Source organism: Rhodovibrio sodomensis (assembly GCF_016583645.1).
Taxonomy (GTDB): domain Bacteria; phylum Pseudomonadota; class Alphaproteobacteria; order Kiloniellales; family Rhodovibrionaceae; genus Rhodovibrio; species Rhodovibrio sodomensis.
On sequence record NZ_NRRL01000007.1, the window covers coordinates 68,998 to 85,569 of the forward strand.

The window sequence follows — 16,572 nt, forward strand, 5'->3', positions numbered from 1 at the left end:
ATTTAGGAGCGCGCGATGGCGACGGCGAAACGCGACCTGCTGCTGGAAACCGCGGAGCGCCTGTTCTACGCGGAGGGCTTTCACGCCACCGGGATCGACCGGATCGTGCAGGCCGCCGGCGTGGTGCGGATGACGCTCTACAACCATTTCCGCTCGAAGAACGCGCTGGTCGCCGCGGTGCTGGCGCGCCGGCAGGCGCGCTTCCTGGCCGAGGTTGACGCGGCCATTGAGAACGCCCCGCCTGGCCGGGCGACCTGGGCGCTGGTGCAGGCGCACGGGGCGTGGCTCGCCACCGTCAGCCCGCACGGCTGCTTCCTGATGAAGGCGGCCGGCGAGTTCGCCGAGCACGCGCCGGAGATCCGCGACCAGGCGCTCGCCGCCAAGCGGGAACTCGGCGGTCGGCTGGCCGACGCGCTCGCCCGCGACGGCTACCCGGACGACGGCGATCTGGCGGCACGGCTGATGCTGGTGCTGGAAGGGGCCAACAGCAGCGTGCCGCTGTTCGGCGCCGAGGCCACCCTGCGCCACGTCCGCGCAAGCATCGCGGCCCTGCTGGCCACCCCCGACGACGACGCGCCCGACCACGGCGCCCCCGAGACAGAAGCCCCCGACCACACACCGCATAAGGAGGCGCCATGACCCGCCGCCCCGCGCTCGCCATGGCCCTGCTCGGCAGCGGCCTGATCGCCGTTACCTACGGCCTGGCGCGCTTCGCCTTCGGCCTGTTCCTGCCGTCGATCCGGCAGGATATGGCGATCAGCCCCGAACTGGCCGGCGTCATCGGGTCGATCCCGTTCGCGAGCTTCGTCGGCGCGATCCTGCTGGGTCCGCCGCTGGTCCGGCGGGTCGGCGCCAAGCTGGGCGGCGTCACGGCGATCGCGCTCGCGCTCGCGGGGCTGGCGACGATCGCCACCGCGCCCGGCCCCTGGATGCTGGCGCTGGGGGTGGCGGTGTGCGGCGTGGCGACCGGCCTGTCGACGCCGTCGATGGCGGCGGCGGTGCACCGGGTGGTGCCGAAGGTCCAGCGCGGCCGGGTCAACGCCGCCGTCAACGCCGGGACCAGCATCGGCGTCGCGCTCGCCGGGCCGGCGGTGCTGCTGTTCGCCGACGCCTGGCGGCCGGCCTACCTCGGCTTCGCCGGGCTGGCCGCGGTCGGCGTGCTGGCCGCGGCGGTGTTCCTGCCGGCGCATGCCCGCCCGGCGCAGGACGCGCGCCCGGCGCAGGACCCGCGCGAGGTCCCCGGCCCGACCCGCCGGCAATGGGCCGATATGACCTGCCTGTCCGCGCTCGCCGCGGCGACCGGCTTCGTCAGCGCGCTCTACTGGGTGTTCGCGCCCGACTTCGCGGTCCAGGCGGGCGGCCTGGGGGCGCGCGAAAGCGCGCTGATGTGGCTCGCCGTCGGGCTGGGCGGCGTGGCCGGAGGGGCGGCCGGCGACCTGATCGCCAAGCACGGGCCGGCCAGCAGCCACGCCTTCGCCACCGCCGCGATGGCCGCGTCGCTCACCCTGCTGGCGGCCGACCCGGGGCAGCTCGCGCTGGTGCTGGTCTCCGCGGCGGCGTTCGGCGCCGCCTACATGACCCTGACCGGCCTCTACCTGATCGGCGGGACCGAGATCATGGCCGACCACCCGGCGCTGGGCTCGGTGATGCCGTTCCTCGCGGTCGCGGCCGGCCAGGTCGCCGGCTCCTCGGCGAGCGGCTGGATGATCGCCCAGGCCGGCCACGGCACCGCATTCGGCAGCTTCGCCGCGCTCGGGCTGGGCGTGGCGCTGGTCTCGCTCTGGCTGACCCGCGCGGGTCAGGCAGCCCCCGCGGAGGAAGGCTGAGCGCCCGCCGCCCCACGGATCCTCCCCGGCCGTTCGCGCGTTTTCGAGTGGCCTGCTTCGCGCGGCCCCCGCGCCATCGGCAGGGTTTGCCGCGCCAGCGGCAAACCGCCGAACCGGCCGCGCCGGGCCAAGACGGCGTCGTGGCGGCGTGCCGCTCGAACGGCTGCGGGCAACCTCCTCACCCTGGCCCTGTCCTCCCAGTGGCGGAGAGGGGACCCGCTGCGATGCGCGTTCCACGGCCGTAACGTTGGGGGCACGGCGCGAAGTCCCCTCTCCGCCCCTGGGGGAGAGGGAGGGGCCCGCGCGGCGTTAGCCGCGTGGGAGGGAGAGGTGGTTGGCACGGCGTTCGCGGAAACGGCCGCCGTGCCGCCGGTGACACGGCGGGTTGCTGCGCGAACCCACCCTACGAACGGTGCCTAGCTCCCGCCGGCCAACCCCCGCAGCTCGTACACCAACTCCAGCGCCTGCTTCGGCGTCAGCTCGTCCGGGTTCACTTCCGCCAGGCGCTGCTCGACCGCGCTCGGCCCGTGTCCCTCGGCCTGCTTCGCCGCCGGCTGCGTCTTCTCCGCCATCGCGGCGAACAGCGGCAGGTCGTCGGCGAGGCGTTGCAGGGTGCCGGCCTGTTCGCCCTTCTCCAGCGTCTCCAGCACCTCTTCCGCGCGCCGGATCGCGGCGTCGGGCATCCCGGCGAGCCTCGCCACGTGGATGCCGTAGGAGCGGTCGGCCGCGCCCGGGGCGACCTCGTGCAGGAACACGACCTCGTCCTGCCATTCCTTGACCCGCATGGTGTGGCAGGCGAGCGCGGAGAGCCGGCCCTGCAGGCTGGTCAGCTCGTGGTAGTGGGTGGCGAACAGCCCGCGGCAGCGGTTCATGTCGTGCAGGTGCTCGACGCACGCCCAGGCGAGCGAGAGCCCGTCGAAGGTGGCGGTGCCGCGGCCGATCTCGTCCAGGATCACGAGCGCGCGCGGGCCCGCCTGGTTCAGGATCGCCGCCGCCTCGACCATCTCGACCATGAAGGTGGAGCGCCCGCGCGCCAGATCGTCCGCCGCGCCGACGCGCGAGAACAGCCGGTCGACCACGCCCAGCTCCGCCCGGTCGGCCGGAACGAAGCTGCCCATCTGCGCCAGCACCGCGATCAGCGCGTTCTGGCGCAGGAAGGTCGACTTGCCGGCCATGTTCGGGCCGGTGACCAGCCACAGCCGGCTGTCGTCCGACAGGTCGCAGTCGTTGGCGACGAACGGGCCTTCGTCCTGCTTTCGTAAGGCGGCCTCGACCACCGGATGGCGGCCCTGGTCGACCGCGAAGCGGGTGTCGTCGGTGACCTTGGGGCGGGTCCAGCGCTGCTCGTCGGCGAGTTCGGCGAGCGCGCTCGCGACGTCGATCTCCGCCAGCGCCCGGGCGGCCCGGTCGATCTCGCGCGCCTCGGCCGTCGCCGCCGCGACCAGCTCCTGGAACAGCTGCTGCTCGATCGCGAGCGCGCGGTCGCCCGCCTGGGCGATCCGCTGCTCCAGGTCGGCCAGCTCGGTCGTGGTGTAGCGCACCGCGTTGGCGAGCGTCTGGCGGTGGATGAACGGCCCGTCGGCGGGCAGCTGCTCGGCCTGCCTGGGCGTGACCTCGACGTAGTAGCCGAGCACCTGGTTGTGCCGGATCTTGAGCGCGGAGAGGCCGGTCTGCTGCTGGTAGGTCGCCTGCAGGTTGGCGATCAGCCGCCGGCTCTCGTCGCGCAGCTTGCGCTGCTCGTCCAATTCCGGCGCGAAGCCCTGGGCGATCACCCCGCCGTCGCGCGCCAGGGTCGGCAGGTCGGGGGCGAGCGCCTGGGCGAGCCGGTCGGTGAGCGCCGCGTGGTCGCCCAGCTCGCCGGCCGCCCGGGTCAGCAGCTCCGGCGCGCCGGCGACGCCCGACGCGCCGGTCTCGAACGCCTGGCTCAGGACGCCGCGGATGCCGGCCGCCTGGGTCAAGCCGTCGCGCAAGGCCGCCAGGTCGCGCGGCCCGCCGCGGCCGACCGTGAGCCTGGACAGCGCGCGCTCCACGTCCGGGGTGTGCTTGAGCCGCTGGCGCAGCTCGCCGCGCGTCGCCGGCGCGTCCGCCAGCGCCTGCACGCCGTCCAGCCGGCGGGCGATCTCGGCCGTGTCGGTCAGCGGCGCGGACAGGCGCTGGCTCAACAGGCGCGCGCCGGGGCCGGTCACGGTGCGGTCGATGGTGGCGAGCAGCGTACCCTGCCGGCCGCCGGAGAGCGCGTGGGTCAGCTCCAGGTTGCGCCGGGTCGCCTGGTCGATCTCCATGACCGCGCCCTCGGCCAGCCGCCGCGGCGGGCGCAGGTAGGGCAAGGCGCCCTTCTGGGTCAGCGCGACGTAGTCGACCAGCGCGCCGGCGGCCGCCGTCTCACCCCGCGTGAACGCGCCGAACGCCTCCAGCGCCTGCACCTCGAAGGCGTCCTCCAGGCGCTTGCGGGCGTTCTGGCTGTCGAACCGGCTGCCCGGCAGCGGGGTCAGCAGCGCCTGCCAGGGTTGCAGCGCCTGCTTGATCTCCGGGCGCGCCAACAGGCGTTCGGAGACCAGCAGCTCGCCCGGGTTCAGGCGGGCGAGCGCGGCCGGCAGGCCTTCCGCCGCCGCCGGCTGGGCCTGCAGGTCGCCTGTGGAGACGTCGACCCAGGCGAGACCGAGCGCGCCGCCGACTTCCGCCACCGCCGTCAGGTAGTTGTGCCGGCGGGCGTCCAGCAGCTCGTCCTCGGTGAGCGTGCCGGGGGTGACCAGGCGCACCACCTCGCGCTTGACCAGGGCCTTGTGGCCGCCGCGCTTCTTGGCGCTCGCCGGGTCCTCCATCTGCTCGCAGATCGCGACCTTGAAGCCCTCCCGGATCAGCCGGGACAGGTAGGCCTCGGCGGCGTGCACCGGCACGCCCGCCATCGGGATCTCCTCGCCCTTGTGCTGGCCGCGCCGGGTCAGGGTGATGTCCAGCGCTTCAGCGGCCTGCCGGGCGTCGTCGAAGAACAGCTCGTAGAAATCGCCCATCCGGTAGAACAGCAGGCATTCCGGATGCTGGCGCTTGACCGCCAGGTACTGCGCCATCATCGGGGTGGCGGCGGCGCTGTCCTTGGCGGGGGCGGCCTGGGTCGCCTCGGCGGACTCCTGCGCGGGGGCGGCGGTGCTGTCGGTCAAGAAGGGTTGGGCCTGCGCTAGATCGGGATGTGAAAACCGGCCCGCAATCTAGCACGCGCGGGCACGTCGGCGCCACGCAACGCACCTCTTGGTCCGCGGGCGGGTCACGGGCTAAACAGAGAGGCGCGACCCGAACCGGAGCAAGTCTGCACAACGCTTCGGCGGGTTCCCTCTCCTCCAGCGGGAGGAGGGTCAGGGTAAGGAGGCGCCACGGGTCGGCAATGCCCCGAGCTACCTCCTCTCCCTAGCCCTCTCCTCCCATGTGGAGGAGAGGGGATTCTGGCCCCAGCGACCAAGAGCACGAGGACCCCCGTGGCCGAGAACGAGACCCCCAGCGCCTACGGCAAGCACCCGGACACGACCGGCCACACCATCGAGGTCGTCGGCTGGTTCGAGACCCGCGAGAGCTTCAAGGCGGCGGTCAAGGACCTGCGCGCCGCCGGCTTCCAGCACGCCGACCTGTCGGTTCTGGACACCCACGAATCGATCTCCGCCGCCGACAGCCCGGGCGAGGTGTTCCGCGAGACGATGAGCGGCCTGGTCGACGAGGCGAACTACATCGGCCCGATCGCCGCGGCGGGCTTCATCGCGGTCGCCGCCGGGCCGGTCGGCGCGCTGGTCTCGGGGGCGATCGGCGCCGGGCTCACCGGCTATGCGATCGGCGACCTGCTGCGCGACATCCGCGCCACCCCGCACACCGAGGAGTTCGCCCGCGCCGCGGAGAACGGCGCGATCCTGCTCTGGGTCCGCGCGGAGGACCCGGCGACGCAGGCCAAGGCGGTGGAACTCCTGGAACAGCACGGCGCGTACTCCGTGCACACCCACGAGCGGCCGAAGCGCGAGGCGGAAGGCGACCAGTAAGCGCGCGCTACGAGCATCCCGGCGGGTCCCCTCTCCCCAGCGCGGGAGCGGGACAGGGTGAGGGCGACTCGCGGGGGCGCCAACCTCACCCTCCCACGCGCCATCCGGCGCGCCGGCCCCTGCCGCTCCCGTCAAGGGAGAGGGGACGCGCGGCGCCATCGCGCGCCCTTGCCGGAGCATCCCGGCGGTGTCTACGATCCCCCGTCCAACCTGATCTCCGCGACAAGGCCCGCGCGCGGCGGCTGACCAGCCGGCACCCAAAACCGCGCACAATAGAGGCCAACGCGATCCCTGGGGAGCCCACGAAGACTTTTCATGACCAACAACAAGGCGCGCATCACCGAGGAGGAGGCGCTGGCGCTGCACGCGCGCGAGCGTCGCGGCAAGCTGGAGATCCGCGCGACCAAGCCGCTGACCACCCAGCGCGACCTGTCGCTCGCCTATTCGCCCGGCGTCGCCTATCCCTGCCTGAAGATCCAACAGGACCCGCAGGCGGCCTACGACTACACCGCCAAGGGCAACGAGGTCGCGATCGTCTCCAACGGCACGGCGGTGCTCGGCCTGGGCAACCTGGGCGCCGCGGCGTCCAAGCCGGTGATGGAGGGCAAGGCGGTCCTGTTCAAGCGGTTCGCCGACATCGACGGCATCGACCTGCAGGTCGACACCGAGGACGTCGACGAGTTCGTCAATTGCGTGCGCTTCCTGGGCGCCACCTTCGGCGGCATCAACCTGGAGGACATCAAGGCGCCCGAGTGCTTCATGATCGAGCAGCGGCTGAAGGAGCTGCTCGACGTGCCGGTGTTCCACGACGACCAGCACGGCACCGCGATCATCGCGGGCGCCGGCATCATCAACGGCTGCCACCTGACCGGCCGGCGGATCGAGGACCTGACGATCGTCATCAACGGCGCCGGATCGGCCGGGATCGCCTGCGCCGATCTGATGAAGGCGATGGGCGTGCGCCACGACAACGTGCTGCTGTGCGACACCCGCGGGGTGGTCTACCAGGGCCGCACGGAAGGCATGAACCAGTGGAAGTCGGCGCACGCCGTGCCGACCGAGCGGCGCACCCTGGCCGACGCGCTGGCGGGCGCGGACGTGTTCCTGGGCCTGTCGGTCAAGGGCGCGGTCGACCAGGCGATGGTGGGGGCGATGGCCGACCGGCCGCTGATCTTCGCCATGGCCAACCCGGACCCCGAGATCACGCCGGAGGCGGTCCGCGAGGTGCTGCCCGAGGCGATCATCGCCACCGGGCGCAGCGACTACCCCAACCAGGTCAACAACGTCCTGGGCTTCCCCTACATCTTCCGCGGCGCGCTCGACGTGCGGGCGACCACCATCAACATGGAGATGAAGATCGCCGCCGCGCGGGCGCTGGCCGAGCTGGCGCGCGAGGACGTGCCCGACGAGGTCGACGCCGCCTACGCCGGCAAGCGGCTGCGCTACGGCCCGGACTACATCATCCCGGCGCCGTTCGATCCGCGCCTGATCGAGGCGATCCCCAAGGCGGTCGCGAAGGCGGCGGTGGAGACCGGGGTGGCGCGGGTGCCGATCGGCGACATGGCGGCCTACGAGAAGCAGCTGTCGGCCCGCCTGGACCCGACCACCGCCAGCCTGCAGCAGATCTTCGATACGGTGCGCGCCGACCCGCAGCGGATCGTGTTCGCCGAGGGCGAGGAGGAGAAGGTGATCCGCGCGGCGATCGCGTTCCACAACGGCGGCTACGGCCAGCCGGTGCTGGTCGGCCGGGAGGACCGGATCAACGCCACCATGCGCCAGATCGGCGTGGAGGCGGACTTCCTGGAGATCCACAACGCCCGGGTCAGCGACTTCAACACCCCCTACACCGACTTCCTGTACGCCCGCCACCAGCGCCAGGGGCTGCTGTACCGGGACTGCCAGCGGCTGGTGAACCAGGACCGCAACGTGTTCGCCGCCTGCATGGTCGAGCACGCCAACGCCGACGGCATGGTGACCGGCCTGACCCGGTCGTTCGTGGTCGCGTTCAAGGACATCATGAAGGTCCTGGACCCCACCCCGGGCCACCGCGTGTTCGGCCTCAACATGGTGCTGCAGGGCGGCCGGACGGTGTTCATCGCCGACACCAGCGTGCACGAACTGCCCACCGCCGAAGAACTGGCCGACATCGCCGGGCAGTCGGCCGCGCAGGCGCGCGCGATGGGGCACGAGCCGCGGGTGGCACTCTTGTCGTTCTCCAACTTCGGCAACCCGAAGCGCGAGAAGGCCGAGCGCATCCGCCAGGCGATCGGCGTGCTCGACCAGCGCACGGTCGACTTCGAATACGACGGCGAGATGCAGGCCAACGTCGCCCTCGACTACGCGCTGATGCAGGAACTCTACCCGTTCTGCCGCCTGTCGGGGCCGGCCAACGTGCTGATCATGCCGGCCCTGCATTCCGCCAACATCTCGGCCAAGCTGCTGCAGCAGATCGGCGGCGGATCGGTGATCGGGCCGCTGCTGATCGGCCTCGACAAGCCGGCGCAGATCGTCTCCATGGGCTCGACCGTCAACGACACCGTGACCGCGGCGGCGCTGACCGCCTATGATGCGATCCGCAGCAAGGGATTGATTTGAAGGCCGCGGAGATAGCGGCAGAACTTGTCCCCTCTCCTCCGATGGGAGAGACTTTTGCACGGCTCGCCAAACGCGCGTATGAGGTCCTTCGACACGGACGCCTTCGGCGTCCTACTCAGGATGAAGTTGCCGTTTTATCAGAAACTTAAATCTCGATTCATGCTTCGACACGCCAGCCGCAGGCTGGCGTGTCGAAGCACGCTACACGGCTGCCCCTGCCCACGTGTAAAAGTCTCACGGGGAGGAGACGGCCAGGGAGAGGAGGCTGCCCGCGGCATCGATCCGGGATCCCCCCTCCGCTAACGCCTCCTCCCGCGTGGAGGAGGGCGACGGGTTCGGCGCCAGCGGTACCGCCTTTCGCGTCTGGCGCGCGTGCCTTGCACAAAAACGTAACGGCCGTGTGCTAACGTCGCAGCCTAACCGACTGATGGGACGCGTTTTACCGCTTCCGCGCGGCCGGCCAATCACCAGGAAGGCGGCCCCGGCCCATGGCCACCCGGATCGACCGCATGAGCGACACCCCGCGTCCCGCCCGGATCCTGCGCGCCATCCTGTGGCTCAGCGCGCCCGCGCTCGGCGTGCTGCTGGTGCTGGTCGGCGCCGGCGCGCTCGGCCTGCTGCCGGCGCTGCTGGGCGCGCTGGCCGTGCTGGCCGGGGTCGGGCTGCTGCTCGCCCCGCACTTCCGGGCGGTCGCGGCGCTGCGCGCCTACGTCGACCAGCTGCGCGGCCTGTGGAACGAGGAAGGCGAGCTGCCCAACCCGCCGGCGGTCGACAGCCCCGGCCTGGACCCGGCCCTGGGGCAGGCGATCGCCGACACCGCGCGCGAGCGCCAGTCGCGCCGGCGGGAGCTGCGCGCCGTGGTCGCCGGCAACGAGGCGGTGCTGTCCGGCCTGCCCGACCCGCTGCTGCTGATCGACAGCGCCGGGCGGGTGGTGGGCGCCAACCCGGCGGCCAAGCAGCTGTTCTCCGAACGCGTGGTCGGGCGCGACCTCGCCAGCGTGCTGCGCCACCCGGACCTGCTGCAGACGGTCGACCGCGTGCTCGCCGGCGGCGCCGACCAGGAGATCGACTTCGCCGCCAACAGCGGGGAGATCGAGCAGCATTTCTCCGCCCGGGTCGCCCGGCTGCCGTCGCGCGGGCCGGACGGCGCGGTCGCGGTCTGCTCGCTGCACGACGTCACCGGGATCAAGCGCGCCGAGCAGATGCGCGCGGACTTCGTCGCCAACGCCAGCCACGAGCTGCGCACCCCGCTGTCCAGCCTGCTCGGCTTCATCGAGACGCTGCAGGGCGCGGCCAAGGAAGACACCGACGCGCGCGAGCGCTTCCTGGAGATCATGCAGCGCGAGGCGCAGCGGATGTCGCATCTGGTGGAGGACCTGCTGTCGCTGTCGCGGATCGAGCTCGACGAGCACACCCCCCCGACCGAGCGTGCCGACCTGCGCGCCGTGCTGGAGCGGGTCCAGAACGCCGCCGAGATCCGGGCGCAGAAGAAGGGCATGACGGTCGAGCTGGCCGTGACGGGCGCGCCCGCGGTGATCGGCGACGCCGACCAGCTGACCCAGGTGTTCCAGAACCTGATCGACAACGCCGTCAAGTACGGCCGCCAGGGCACCGCGATCCGCCTGGAGGCGGGCCCGGCCGACCGCGCCACCGGCCGGCCCTCGCGCCGGGCGCGGCGCGGCGTGGCGGTGGCGGTGATCGACCAGGGCGAGGGCATCCCGCGCAAGCATATCCCGCGCCTGACCGAGCGGTTCTACCGGGTCGACACCGCCCGCTCGCGCGAACTGGGCGGCACCGGCCTGGGGCTGGCGATCGTCAAGCACATCGTCAACCGCCACCGCGGCCAGCTGGAGATCGACAGCACGCCCGGCGAGGGCTCGCGCTTCACCGTCTACCTGCCGGCCGCCGAGGGCGGCAGCGAGGCCGCGGACGACCAGGGCCAGCAGGCGGCGCAGTAGGGCGGCGACAGCGCCCCCGGCGCGCGATCGGTCTTGGGGCTGGCGGCGCATGCCGTTGATGGCCCATCGCACTGCCCCGCCGGTCGGCAATGCGTTTTTCCAGCGCAACGATGTCAGGCTGCTGAAGAAGTCTCGCGTTGCGCGGTGAGGGTGGGCTCGTCGCCGTCGACGAAGTGGAGCTCGATCTCCAGGGTGCCGTCGTCCGCGATTTCGGCGGATCCGTCGCCCCGCACTTCATCGCCCTCGTCGAAGCCGGCGAACCGGAAGAACACGATCTGCCGACCGTACTCGACGTCCAGATCGAGCTGCACCGCACCGAAGTCGATCTCGCCGCGGCCGGCATCGTCGAGGGTGAAGCGCGCCGGGTTGGCGAGGTCCAGGAAGTCCCGGTCCCACATGTCGGAGCCGGTGATCCGCCAGCGGCCCACCACCTGGCAGAGCGCCGGATCGCTCATGCCGTGCCTCCGATCAGCTTGGGCAGGCGCACCAGGTTGTAGGCCGTCGCGGCGAGCGTGACCTGCGCCCCGACGCGATTCAGCCCGCGATGGCGAACCTGGTGCAGACCGCCGGCGCTCTTGGCCCAGCCGAACACCTCCTCGATGCGTTTGCGCACGCGCTGGCTGACCGCATAGCCGGGATGGCGAGTGGTTCGTCGATCGATCGCGGAGCGTCGTCGCGCCTTGTCGGTGACGTAGCTGTTCTGTGCGACATGCGGGGTCACGCCCATCTCTCGTAACTCTATCACGAAGTCGCCCGTGTCGAAACCCTTGTCGGCGCCCAGCGTCTGACCAGGACGGGTCGGCAGGTCGGCGACCATCTCCAGGGCCGCCATACGCTCGGCCGATCCATGAGCCCGGGTCGTCCGCGTGCCGACGACCAAGCCATTGCGATTCTCCATGAGCACATGCCCCATGTAGGCGAGCCGCGCCTCCTTTCCCGGCCCCTTGCGGAACAGCCGGGCATCCATATCCGTCGTTGAGGCATGGGTCTGGTTGGACCGTCGTTCGCCACGGAAGTTGCGCGACGGGTTGCGGCTCTGATCCAGGTCGGGACCACCGGACGCCTGGCCATTGTCATCGCCACCGCCATCATGCGCCTCGCGCGGCTGGAAGCTTTTCATGGACGCCCAGGCATCGATCAGGCTGCCGTCCAACGAGAAGTGCTCGCCACTCAACAACGGCTTGACCTTGGGATGGTCGAGCACCGCGTTGAGAAGGCGCTCGGCGACATCGCTCTCGAACAACCGGTCACGGTTCTTGGCGTACACTGTCGAATGCCAGACGGGATCGTCGATCCCCAGTCCCACGAACCAGCGGAAAAGGAGGTCAAACTCCAGCCGTTCCATCATCTGCCGCTCGGAGCGCAGGCCATGCAGGATCTGCAGCAGCAGCGCGCGCAACAGCCGCTCCGGTGGAATGCTCGGGCGGCCGCGCTTGCTGTAGATCTCGGAGAAGGTCGGCGACAGCTCCTGCAGTGCGTCGTCGACGACCGTCCGGATCACTCGCAGCGGATGATCCGACGGAACACGCTGCTCAAGATCGACGTAGCTGAACAGGCTTCCGGAACGGCGATCACACCCACGCAACTCGGCACCTCCGTGACGATGATGGAGATCACGGAATCATGCCCGCATGGCCCGCGTCAGCCAGGATTTTTCAGCAGCCTGACGATGTGGCCGGTCGGCTCGTCCTTGGAGTGCTGCTCCAGTTCCTCCCGGCGGGTCATACCATTCCGGAATCACCCCCCCGGAGTCCCGGGGTCAACCGGCGGCTCTGGAGCGCGCAGCCCAGCTCACATCGCCCGAACCACAGGGGGGTGGGGTTGAGCAGGTACGAAGGCAAGCGCTTCCGTGCGTTCCGCGTGCAAGTGCGGCGGAACCGCGTCGGCGGTCGGGCCAGACCCGGCCGCGATGAACGGCGGGCCCGGTAGTCACATTTTCCGATCCCCCGGTGGGGGTGTGAGGCCCGGTTTCACCGCGGCGGTCGCACGACCGTCGGGGCGCTGGGTGCGCGGCACGCGCATATGACGCAACACGTCGGGTTCGTGTCGCGGGTGCGCAGGCGGGCCGCGGGGGAGGCGTGAAACGATCCGTCAAGGATCGGCGGTTGTCCCGCGGCGCAGGGGGGCCGCCGATCGCCAGGCGACCGACGGTGAGTTTCACGGTTTCGACGAGCGGACGGCGTGCGATGACCTCCCAAGCCACGACCCCAGCGACCACGCCCCTGAGCGACCACGACAAGCGCCGCGTGTCCGACCGGCTGCGGGCGGTGCGGGCGTACGGCGACCTGGACCTGGTCGCCGAGTTCCTGGGCCTGGTGCCGCTGCGGGCGCGCACCTATCTGCTGACCCACGTGCTCAAGACCGACGAGATTCGGGTCTACCGCCGCGAGGTGACGGCGGCGGAGGTGCGCGCCGAGCAGCTCGCCCGCGATACCCGCACCCCGGCCGCCTGGCGGCAGTGGCTGACCCGCTCGCGCCAGCTGTTCTCGGCCGATCCCTGGCGGGTCGCGGAGCAGTACTTCTTCCTCTCCGAGCCCGGGCGCAACGTCGTCTACTGGGCGCTCAGCCGCGACGAGCGCCACGCCCTGCGCCAGCTGACCGAGAAGCGCTGGCGCGACCTCAACGTCGCCTTCTCCGAACAGCGCGCCGCCAACCGGATCCGCCGCGAGCCGGTCGAACAGACCGCCTGAGTTCGAACGGCAGGGCGCTTTCTGTCCCCTCTCGTCCTCATCCTTATCCCCTCTCCTCCGCTGGGAGAAGGGGAATCAGTTTGGCAGGGCGTCGGGAGGCGGATGCCCCCTTACGTCCCCCGCGCCCGGCTAAGCCGCCTCGCCCTTGGGCGCCGGGACGCGCCACAGCAGCGCCAGGCCGACCACGAAGAAGACCAGGATGGTCGCCATCCCGGCGCGCTGGCTGCCGGCCCAGAGCGTGACCCAGCCGACCAGCGCCGGGCCGACGAACGCGGTCGCCTTGCCGGACAGCGCGTACAGGCCGAACATCTCGGTCTGCAGGTGAGCGGGCGCCATCCGCGCCATCATCGACCGGCTGGCCGACTGCGCCGGGCCGATGAACAGCCCCAGCCCGCAGCCCGTGACGTAGAGCGCGCTCACGCTGTCGACCGCGAGCGCGGCGACGCCGAAGCCGATCAGGCCGACCAGCGAGATCAGGATGGTGCGCTTCGGGCCCATCCAGTCGTCGATCCAGGCGAAGGTCATCGCCCCCAGCCCGGCGGCGACGTTGAGCACGATCCCGAAAATCAGAATGTCGCGGAAGCCCATGCCGAAGGTGCCCGCGGCGTAGACCCCGCCGAAGGTGAACAGCGTGTTCAGCCCGTCGGTGTAGATCATCCGGGCGATCAGGTAGTGGGCGATCGCCCGGTGGTCCGGCCACAGCCGCTTCAGGCTGGCGATCAGCTGCGCCAGGCCGGCGCGCGCGGCCGCCGTCGTCGACAGGCCGCTGGCCGGGCGGTCCGGGACAATCAAGAAGAACGGCAGGCTGAACAGCGCGAACCAGGCGGCGACCACCAGCGCGCTCGCGCGCACCGGCTCGGCGGCCGCGGCGTCCAGGCCGAACAGCGGCGGCTCGGGAAACACCAGCAACAGTAGGCAGGTGGTCAGACACGATAACCCGCCGGCGTAGCCGAGCGCCCAGGCCCAGCCGGACACCCGGCCGAGCTTCCCCGCCGGCGCGATCTCGCGCAGCATGGCGTTGTAGAACACCTGGCTCAGCTCGAACATCGCCGTGCCCAGCGCGATCAGCACGCTGCCGCGCAGCAGCAGGTCGGCCTCCGGCGCCACCGTCCACAAGCACGCCGCGACCGCCACCGTCAGCGCCGTGAACGCGCCCACCCAGGGCTTGCGCCGGCCGGACCGGTCGGCGATCGCGCCCAAAAGCGGGCTCGCCAGCGCGACCACGATCCCGGCGAGCGCGGTCGCGGTGCCCCACCAGGCGGTGCCGACCTCGGGGTTGGGCGCGACCTCGCGGGTCATGTAGGCGGCGAACACGAAGCTGGAGATTACCGTCGGCCAGGCGTTGGACGCCCAGTCGTACAGGCACCAGGCCGCGATCGCGCGGCGGCGGGCGGGCGGGGCGCTGGCGGAGACGGCGGCGGGATCGGGCATGCCGGCAGCCTAGAGGCTGCGGGTTGGCAAACCAAACCGGTTTGATCCGGGGGTGGCGTTGCCGGGTGACGAATGGAAGCCGGCCGGCTGCCTCCCCACGGTCGCGCCGGCCCCGCCGGTTGGTCGTTTCCACATTTCCGCCGCATTGCAGGCCAACTTCGGTCACAGCCCGGGGCGAGGCTTAACATCACGGAGATCCCCTCTCTGTGACGGAGGTTCCAGCCGGCCTCCAAGGTGCCCCCACACCTCCTCACGGCTGGCGAACGGGCGGCGGATTCCTTCCCCCCGGACCCGCCGCCCGGCAAGGCGTACACCGCGTGTGTACCAGCGTGTGTGTCTCGGCCGCGGCGCCTGCCCCCCATCGGGTGCCGCGGCCGTTTTCGCGTGCGGCCCGCGGGGCGAAGCGCCCGAACCGACCCCCTGTGCCAAGATGCGCCCGCGGGCGGCCGCGACCGGGCGCGTTGACGGCGGACCGGGCCGCGTGCTTTTTCGGCGACACGCCCCGGCCGGCGCGCCGTGTCCCACAACCGTCCAAGCCGTTATCCCGCAGTCCCGTGGCCGCCGACAATTCCAGCCAAGCCGCGTCCGCGCCCAGCGCGGCCCCCGCCGCCCCGTCGGGCCGGCCGCGCGCCGGCGTGCGTTTTGCCGGGCGCGATCTGGGTTGCGTGCGCGGCGACCGGGCGATCTTCGCCGGGCTGGATTTCGATCTGCCCGCCGGCGGCGCGCTTGTGCTGAGCGGACCCAACGGCAGCGGCAAGTCGTCGCTGCTGCGCGTGCTGGCGTCCCTGCTGCCGCCGGCCGCGGGGCAGCTGCTCTGGGACGGCGCGGACGTCGCCCGGGACCCGGAGGCGCACCGCGCGCGCCTGCACTACCAGGGCCACCACGAGGCGCTGAAGCCGGAACTGACGGCCGCCGAGAACCTCGGCTTCTGGGCCGGGCTGCAGGACAAGTCGGCGGGTGCCGTGGCGCGCGCGCTCGCGCGCTTCGGGCTCGCCGACCTGGCCGACCAGCCGGTCCGCCTGCTCTCCGCCGGGCAGCGCCGGCGCCTGTCGCTCAGCCGGATCCTGGCCGCGCCGGCGCCGCTGTGGCTGCTGGACGAGCCGAGCGTCGGGCTGGACGCCCGGTCCGTGCGCACGCTGGAGGCCGAGATCGAGGCGCATCGCGCGGCCGGCGGGCTGGTCGTGCTGGCGACCCACCAGCCGCTCGACCTGGCCGACCCGCGGGCGCTGTCGGTCGACGACTTCCCGCCGGCGCCGGTCACCGCGGACGACGATCCCTGGGCCGGGGCGCTGTGGTGAGCGGCAAGGCGGGCATGCCCAAAACCGCGCCGGAGACGGCCGCCGCTGGCGGCGATCCCGGGCCGGGCCTGATCCTGGGCTTCGCCCGCGTGGTGGCGCGCGACCTGCGCCTGGCGCTGCGCCAGCGCGGCGACGCGCTGCTGGCGGTGCTGTTCTTCGTCCTGACCGCGATGCTGTTCCCGTTCGGTATCGGGCAGGAGCCCAACCTGTTGCAGCGGATCGCGCCCGGGGTGGTCTGGGTGACCGCGCTGCTGGCCGTGCTGCTGTCGCTGGAGCGGCTGTTTCTGCGCGACTACGAGGACGGCTCGCTGGAGCTGATGGCGCTGTCGCCGGTACCGCTGCCGGTGATCGTGCTCGCCAAGGTGACCGCGCACTGGCTGACCACCGGCCTGCCGCTGCTGGCGGCGGCGCCGATCATCGCGCTGATGTACGGCCTGCCGGCGGCGGGCTACGGCATCCTGCTGGCGGCGATGGCGCTCGGCACCCCGACGCTCAGCCTGATCGGCGCGGTCGGGGCGGCGCTGACCCTGGGGGCGCGCCGCGGCGGGGTGTTGATCCCGCTGCTGGTGCTGCCGCTCTATATCCCGGTGCTGATCTTCGGCGTCTCGGCGGTCGACGCGCAGATGGCGGGGCTGAGCGCCCGGCCGCAGCTGCTGCTGATGGGCGCGGGCCTGCTGGCGGCGGTCGCGCTCGCCCCCTGGGCGGCGGCCGGGGCTCTCCGGCAGGCGGTCGAATAGCCATCCCGAACGCCGCCG

The 16,572-nt window shown here is 72.0% G+C and carries 12 protein-coding genes; 8 read left to right on the top strand and 4 right to left on the bottom strand.

All coding sequences use genetic code 11. From position 1 onward, the window contains the following. Nucleotides 1-15: 15 nt before the first annotated feature. Both CKO28_RS28260 and CKO28_RS05580 read left to right on the top strand, forming a co-directional pair. The gene (locus CKO28_RS28260) at nt 16-639 is read left to right on the top strand and encodes a TetR/AcrR family transcriptional regulator (RefSeq protein WP_242480353.1); all 624 of its coding nucleotides are present in this window, start codon (nt 16-18) and stop codon (nt 637-639) included. Next, nucleotides 636-1,826, top strand: a complete 1,191-nt coding sequence (locus tag CKO28_RS05580; protein ID WP_200339613.1) for an MFS transporter — start codon at nt 636-638, stop codon at nt 1,824-1,826. The genes CKO28_RS28260 and CKO28_RS05580 overlap by 4 nt, the downstream gene beginning before the upstream one ends. Nucleotides 1,827-2,242: 416 nt before the next feature. Here the strand turns inward: CKO28_RS05580 and mutS are convergent, their stop codons facing one another. Next, complete coding sequence (gene mutS / locus CKO28_RS05585) at nt 2,243-4,897, bottom strand: DNA mismatch repair protein MutS (protein WP_200339648.1); 2,655 nt, start codon at nt 4,895-4,897, stop codon at nt 2,243-2,245. Nucleotides 4,898-5,296: 399 nt separating this feature from the next. Here mutS and CKO28_RS05590 point away from each other — a divergent pair, with 399 nt between their 5' ends. The 3 genes from CKO28_RS05590 to CKO28_RS05600 all read left to right on the top strand — a co-directional run bounded on the left by CKO28_RS05590 (nt 5,297) and on the right by CKO28_RS05600 (nt 10,398). Further along, the gene (locus CKO28_RS05590) at nt 5,297-5,845 is read left to right on the top strand and encodes a hypothetical protein (RefSeq protein WP_200339614.1); all 549 of its coding nucleotides are present in this window, start codon (nt 5,297-5,299) and stop codon (nt 5,843-5,845) included. Between the two features lie 315 nt (nt 5,846-6,160). Continuing rightward, nucleotides 6,161-8,440: an NADP-dependent malic enzyme gene (locus tag CKO28_RS05595; protein WP_200339615.1), complete on the top strand. Its 2,280-nt coding sequence runs from the start codon at nt 6,161-6,163 to the stop codon at nt 8,438-8,440. A 488-nt stretch (nt 8,441-8,928) separates the two neighbouring features. Continuing rightward, nucleotides 8,929-10,398, top strand: a complete 1,470-nt coding sequence (locus CKO28_RS05600; protein WP_242480355.1) for an ATP-binding protein — start codon at nt 8,929-8,931, stop codon at nt 10,396-10,398. Nucleotides 10,399-10,511: 113 nt separating this feature from the next. Here CKO28_RS05600 and CKO28_RS05605 read toward each other — a convergent pair whose 3' ends face one another. Both CKO28_RS05605 and CKO28_RS05610 read right to left on the bottom strand, forming a co-directional pair. Further along, nucleotides 10,512-10,853, bottom strand: a complete 342-nt coding sequence (locus CKO28_RS05605; protein WP_200339617.1) for a hypothetical protein — start codon at nt 10,851-10,853, stop codon at nt 10,512-10,514. Further along, on the bottom strand, nt 10,850-11,983 hold the full coding sequence (locus tag CKO28_RS05610; RefSeq protein WP_200339619.1) for an IS5 family transposase: 1,134 nt from the start codon (nt 11,981-11,983) through the stop codon (nt 10,850-10,852). Before CKO28_RS05610 ends, CKO28_RS05605 begins: the two co-directional genes overlap by 4 nt. 601 nt (nt 11,984-12,584) lie before the next feature. Here CKO28_RS05610 and CKO28_RS05615 point away from each other — a divergent pair. Continuing rightward, a complete protein-coding gene (locus CKO28_RS05615) occupies nt 12,585-13,088 on the top strand; it encodes a hypothetical protein (RefSeq protein WP_200339620.1) in 504 nt (167 codons plus the stop codon). 129 nt (nt 13,089-13,217) lie between these two features. On the opposite strand, the gene CKO28_RS05620 is transcribed toward CKO28_RS05615, so the two are convergent. Then, nucleotides 13,218-14,519, bottom strand: coding sequence for an MFS transporter (locus tag CKO28_RS05620; protein WP_200339621.1), 1,302 nt, complete (start codon nt 14,517-14,519; stop codon nt 13,218-13,220). Between the two features lie 554 nt (nt 14,520-15,073). Between CKO28_RS05620 and ccmA the strand changes: the two genes are divergently transcribed. Then, nucleotides 15,074-15,817 carry a heme ABC exporter ATP-binding protein CcmA gene (gene ccmA / locus CKO28_RS05625; RefSeq protein ID WP_338050054.1) on the top strand — a complete coding sequence of 248 codons (744 nt, stop codon included), beginning with the start codon at nt 15,074-15,076 and terminating at the stop codon, nt 15,815-15,817. 71 nt (nt 15,818-15,888) lie between these two features. Beyond that, the gene (ccmB, locus tag CKO28_RS05630; protein ID WP_367575737.1) at nt 15,889-16,554 is read left to right on the top strand and encodes a heme exporter protein CcmB; all 666 of its coding nucleotides are present in this window, start codon (nt 15,889-15,891) and stop codon (nt 16,552-16,554) included. The last annotated feature ends 18 nt before the right edge of the window (nt 16,555-16,572 follow it).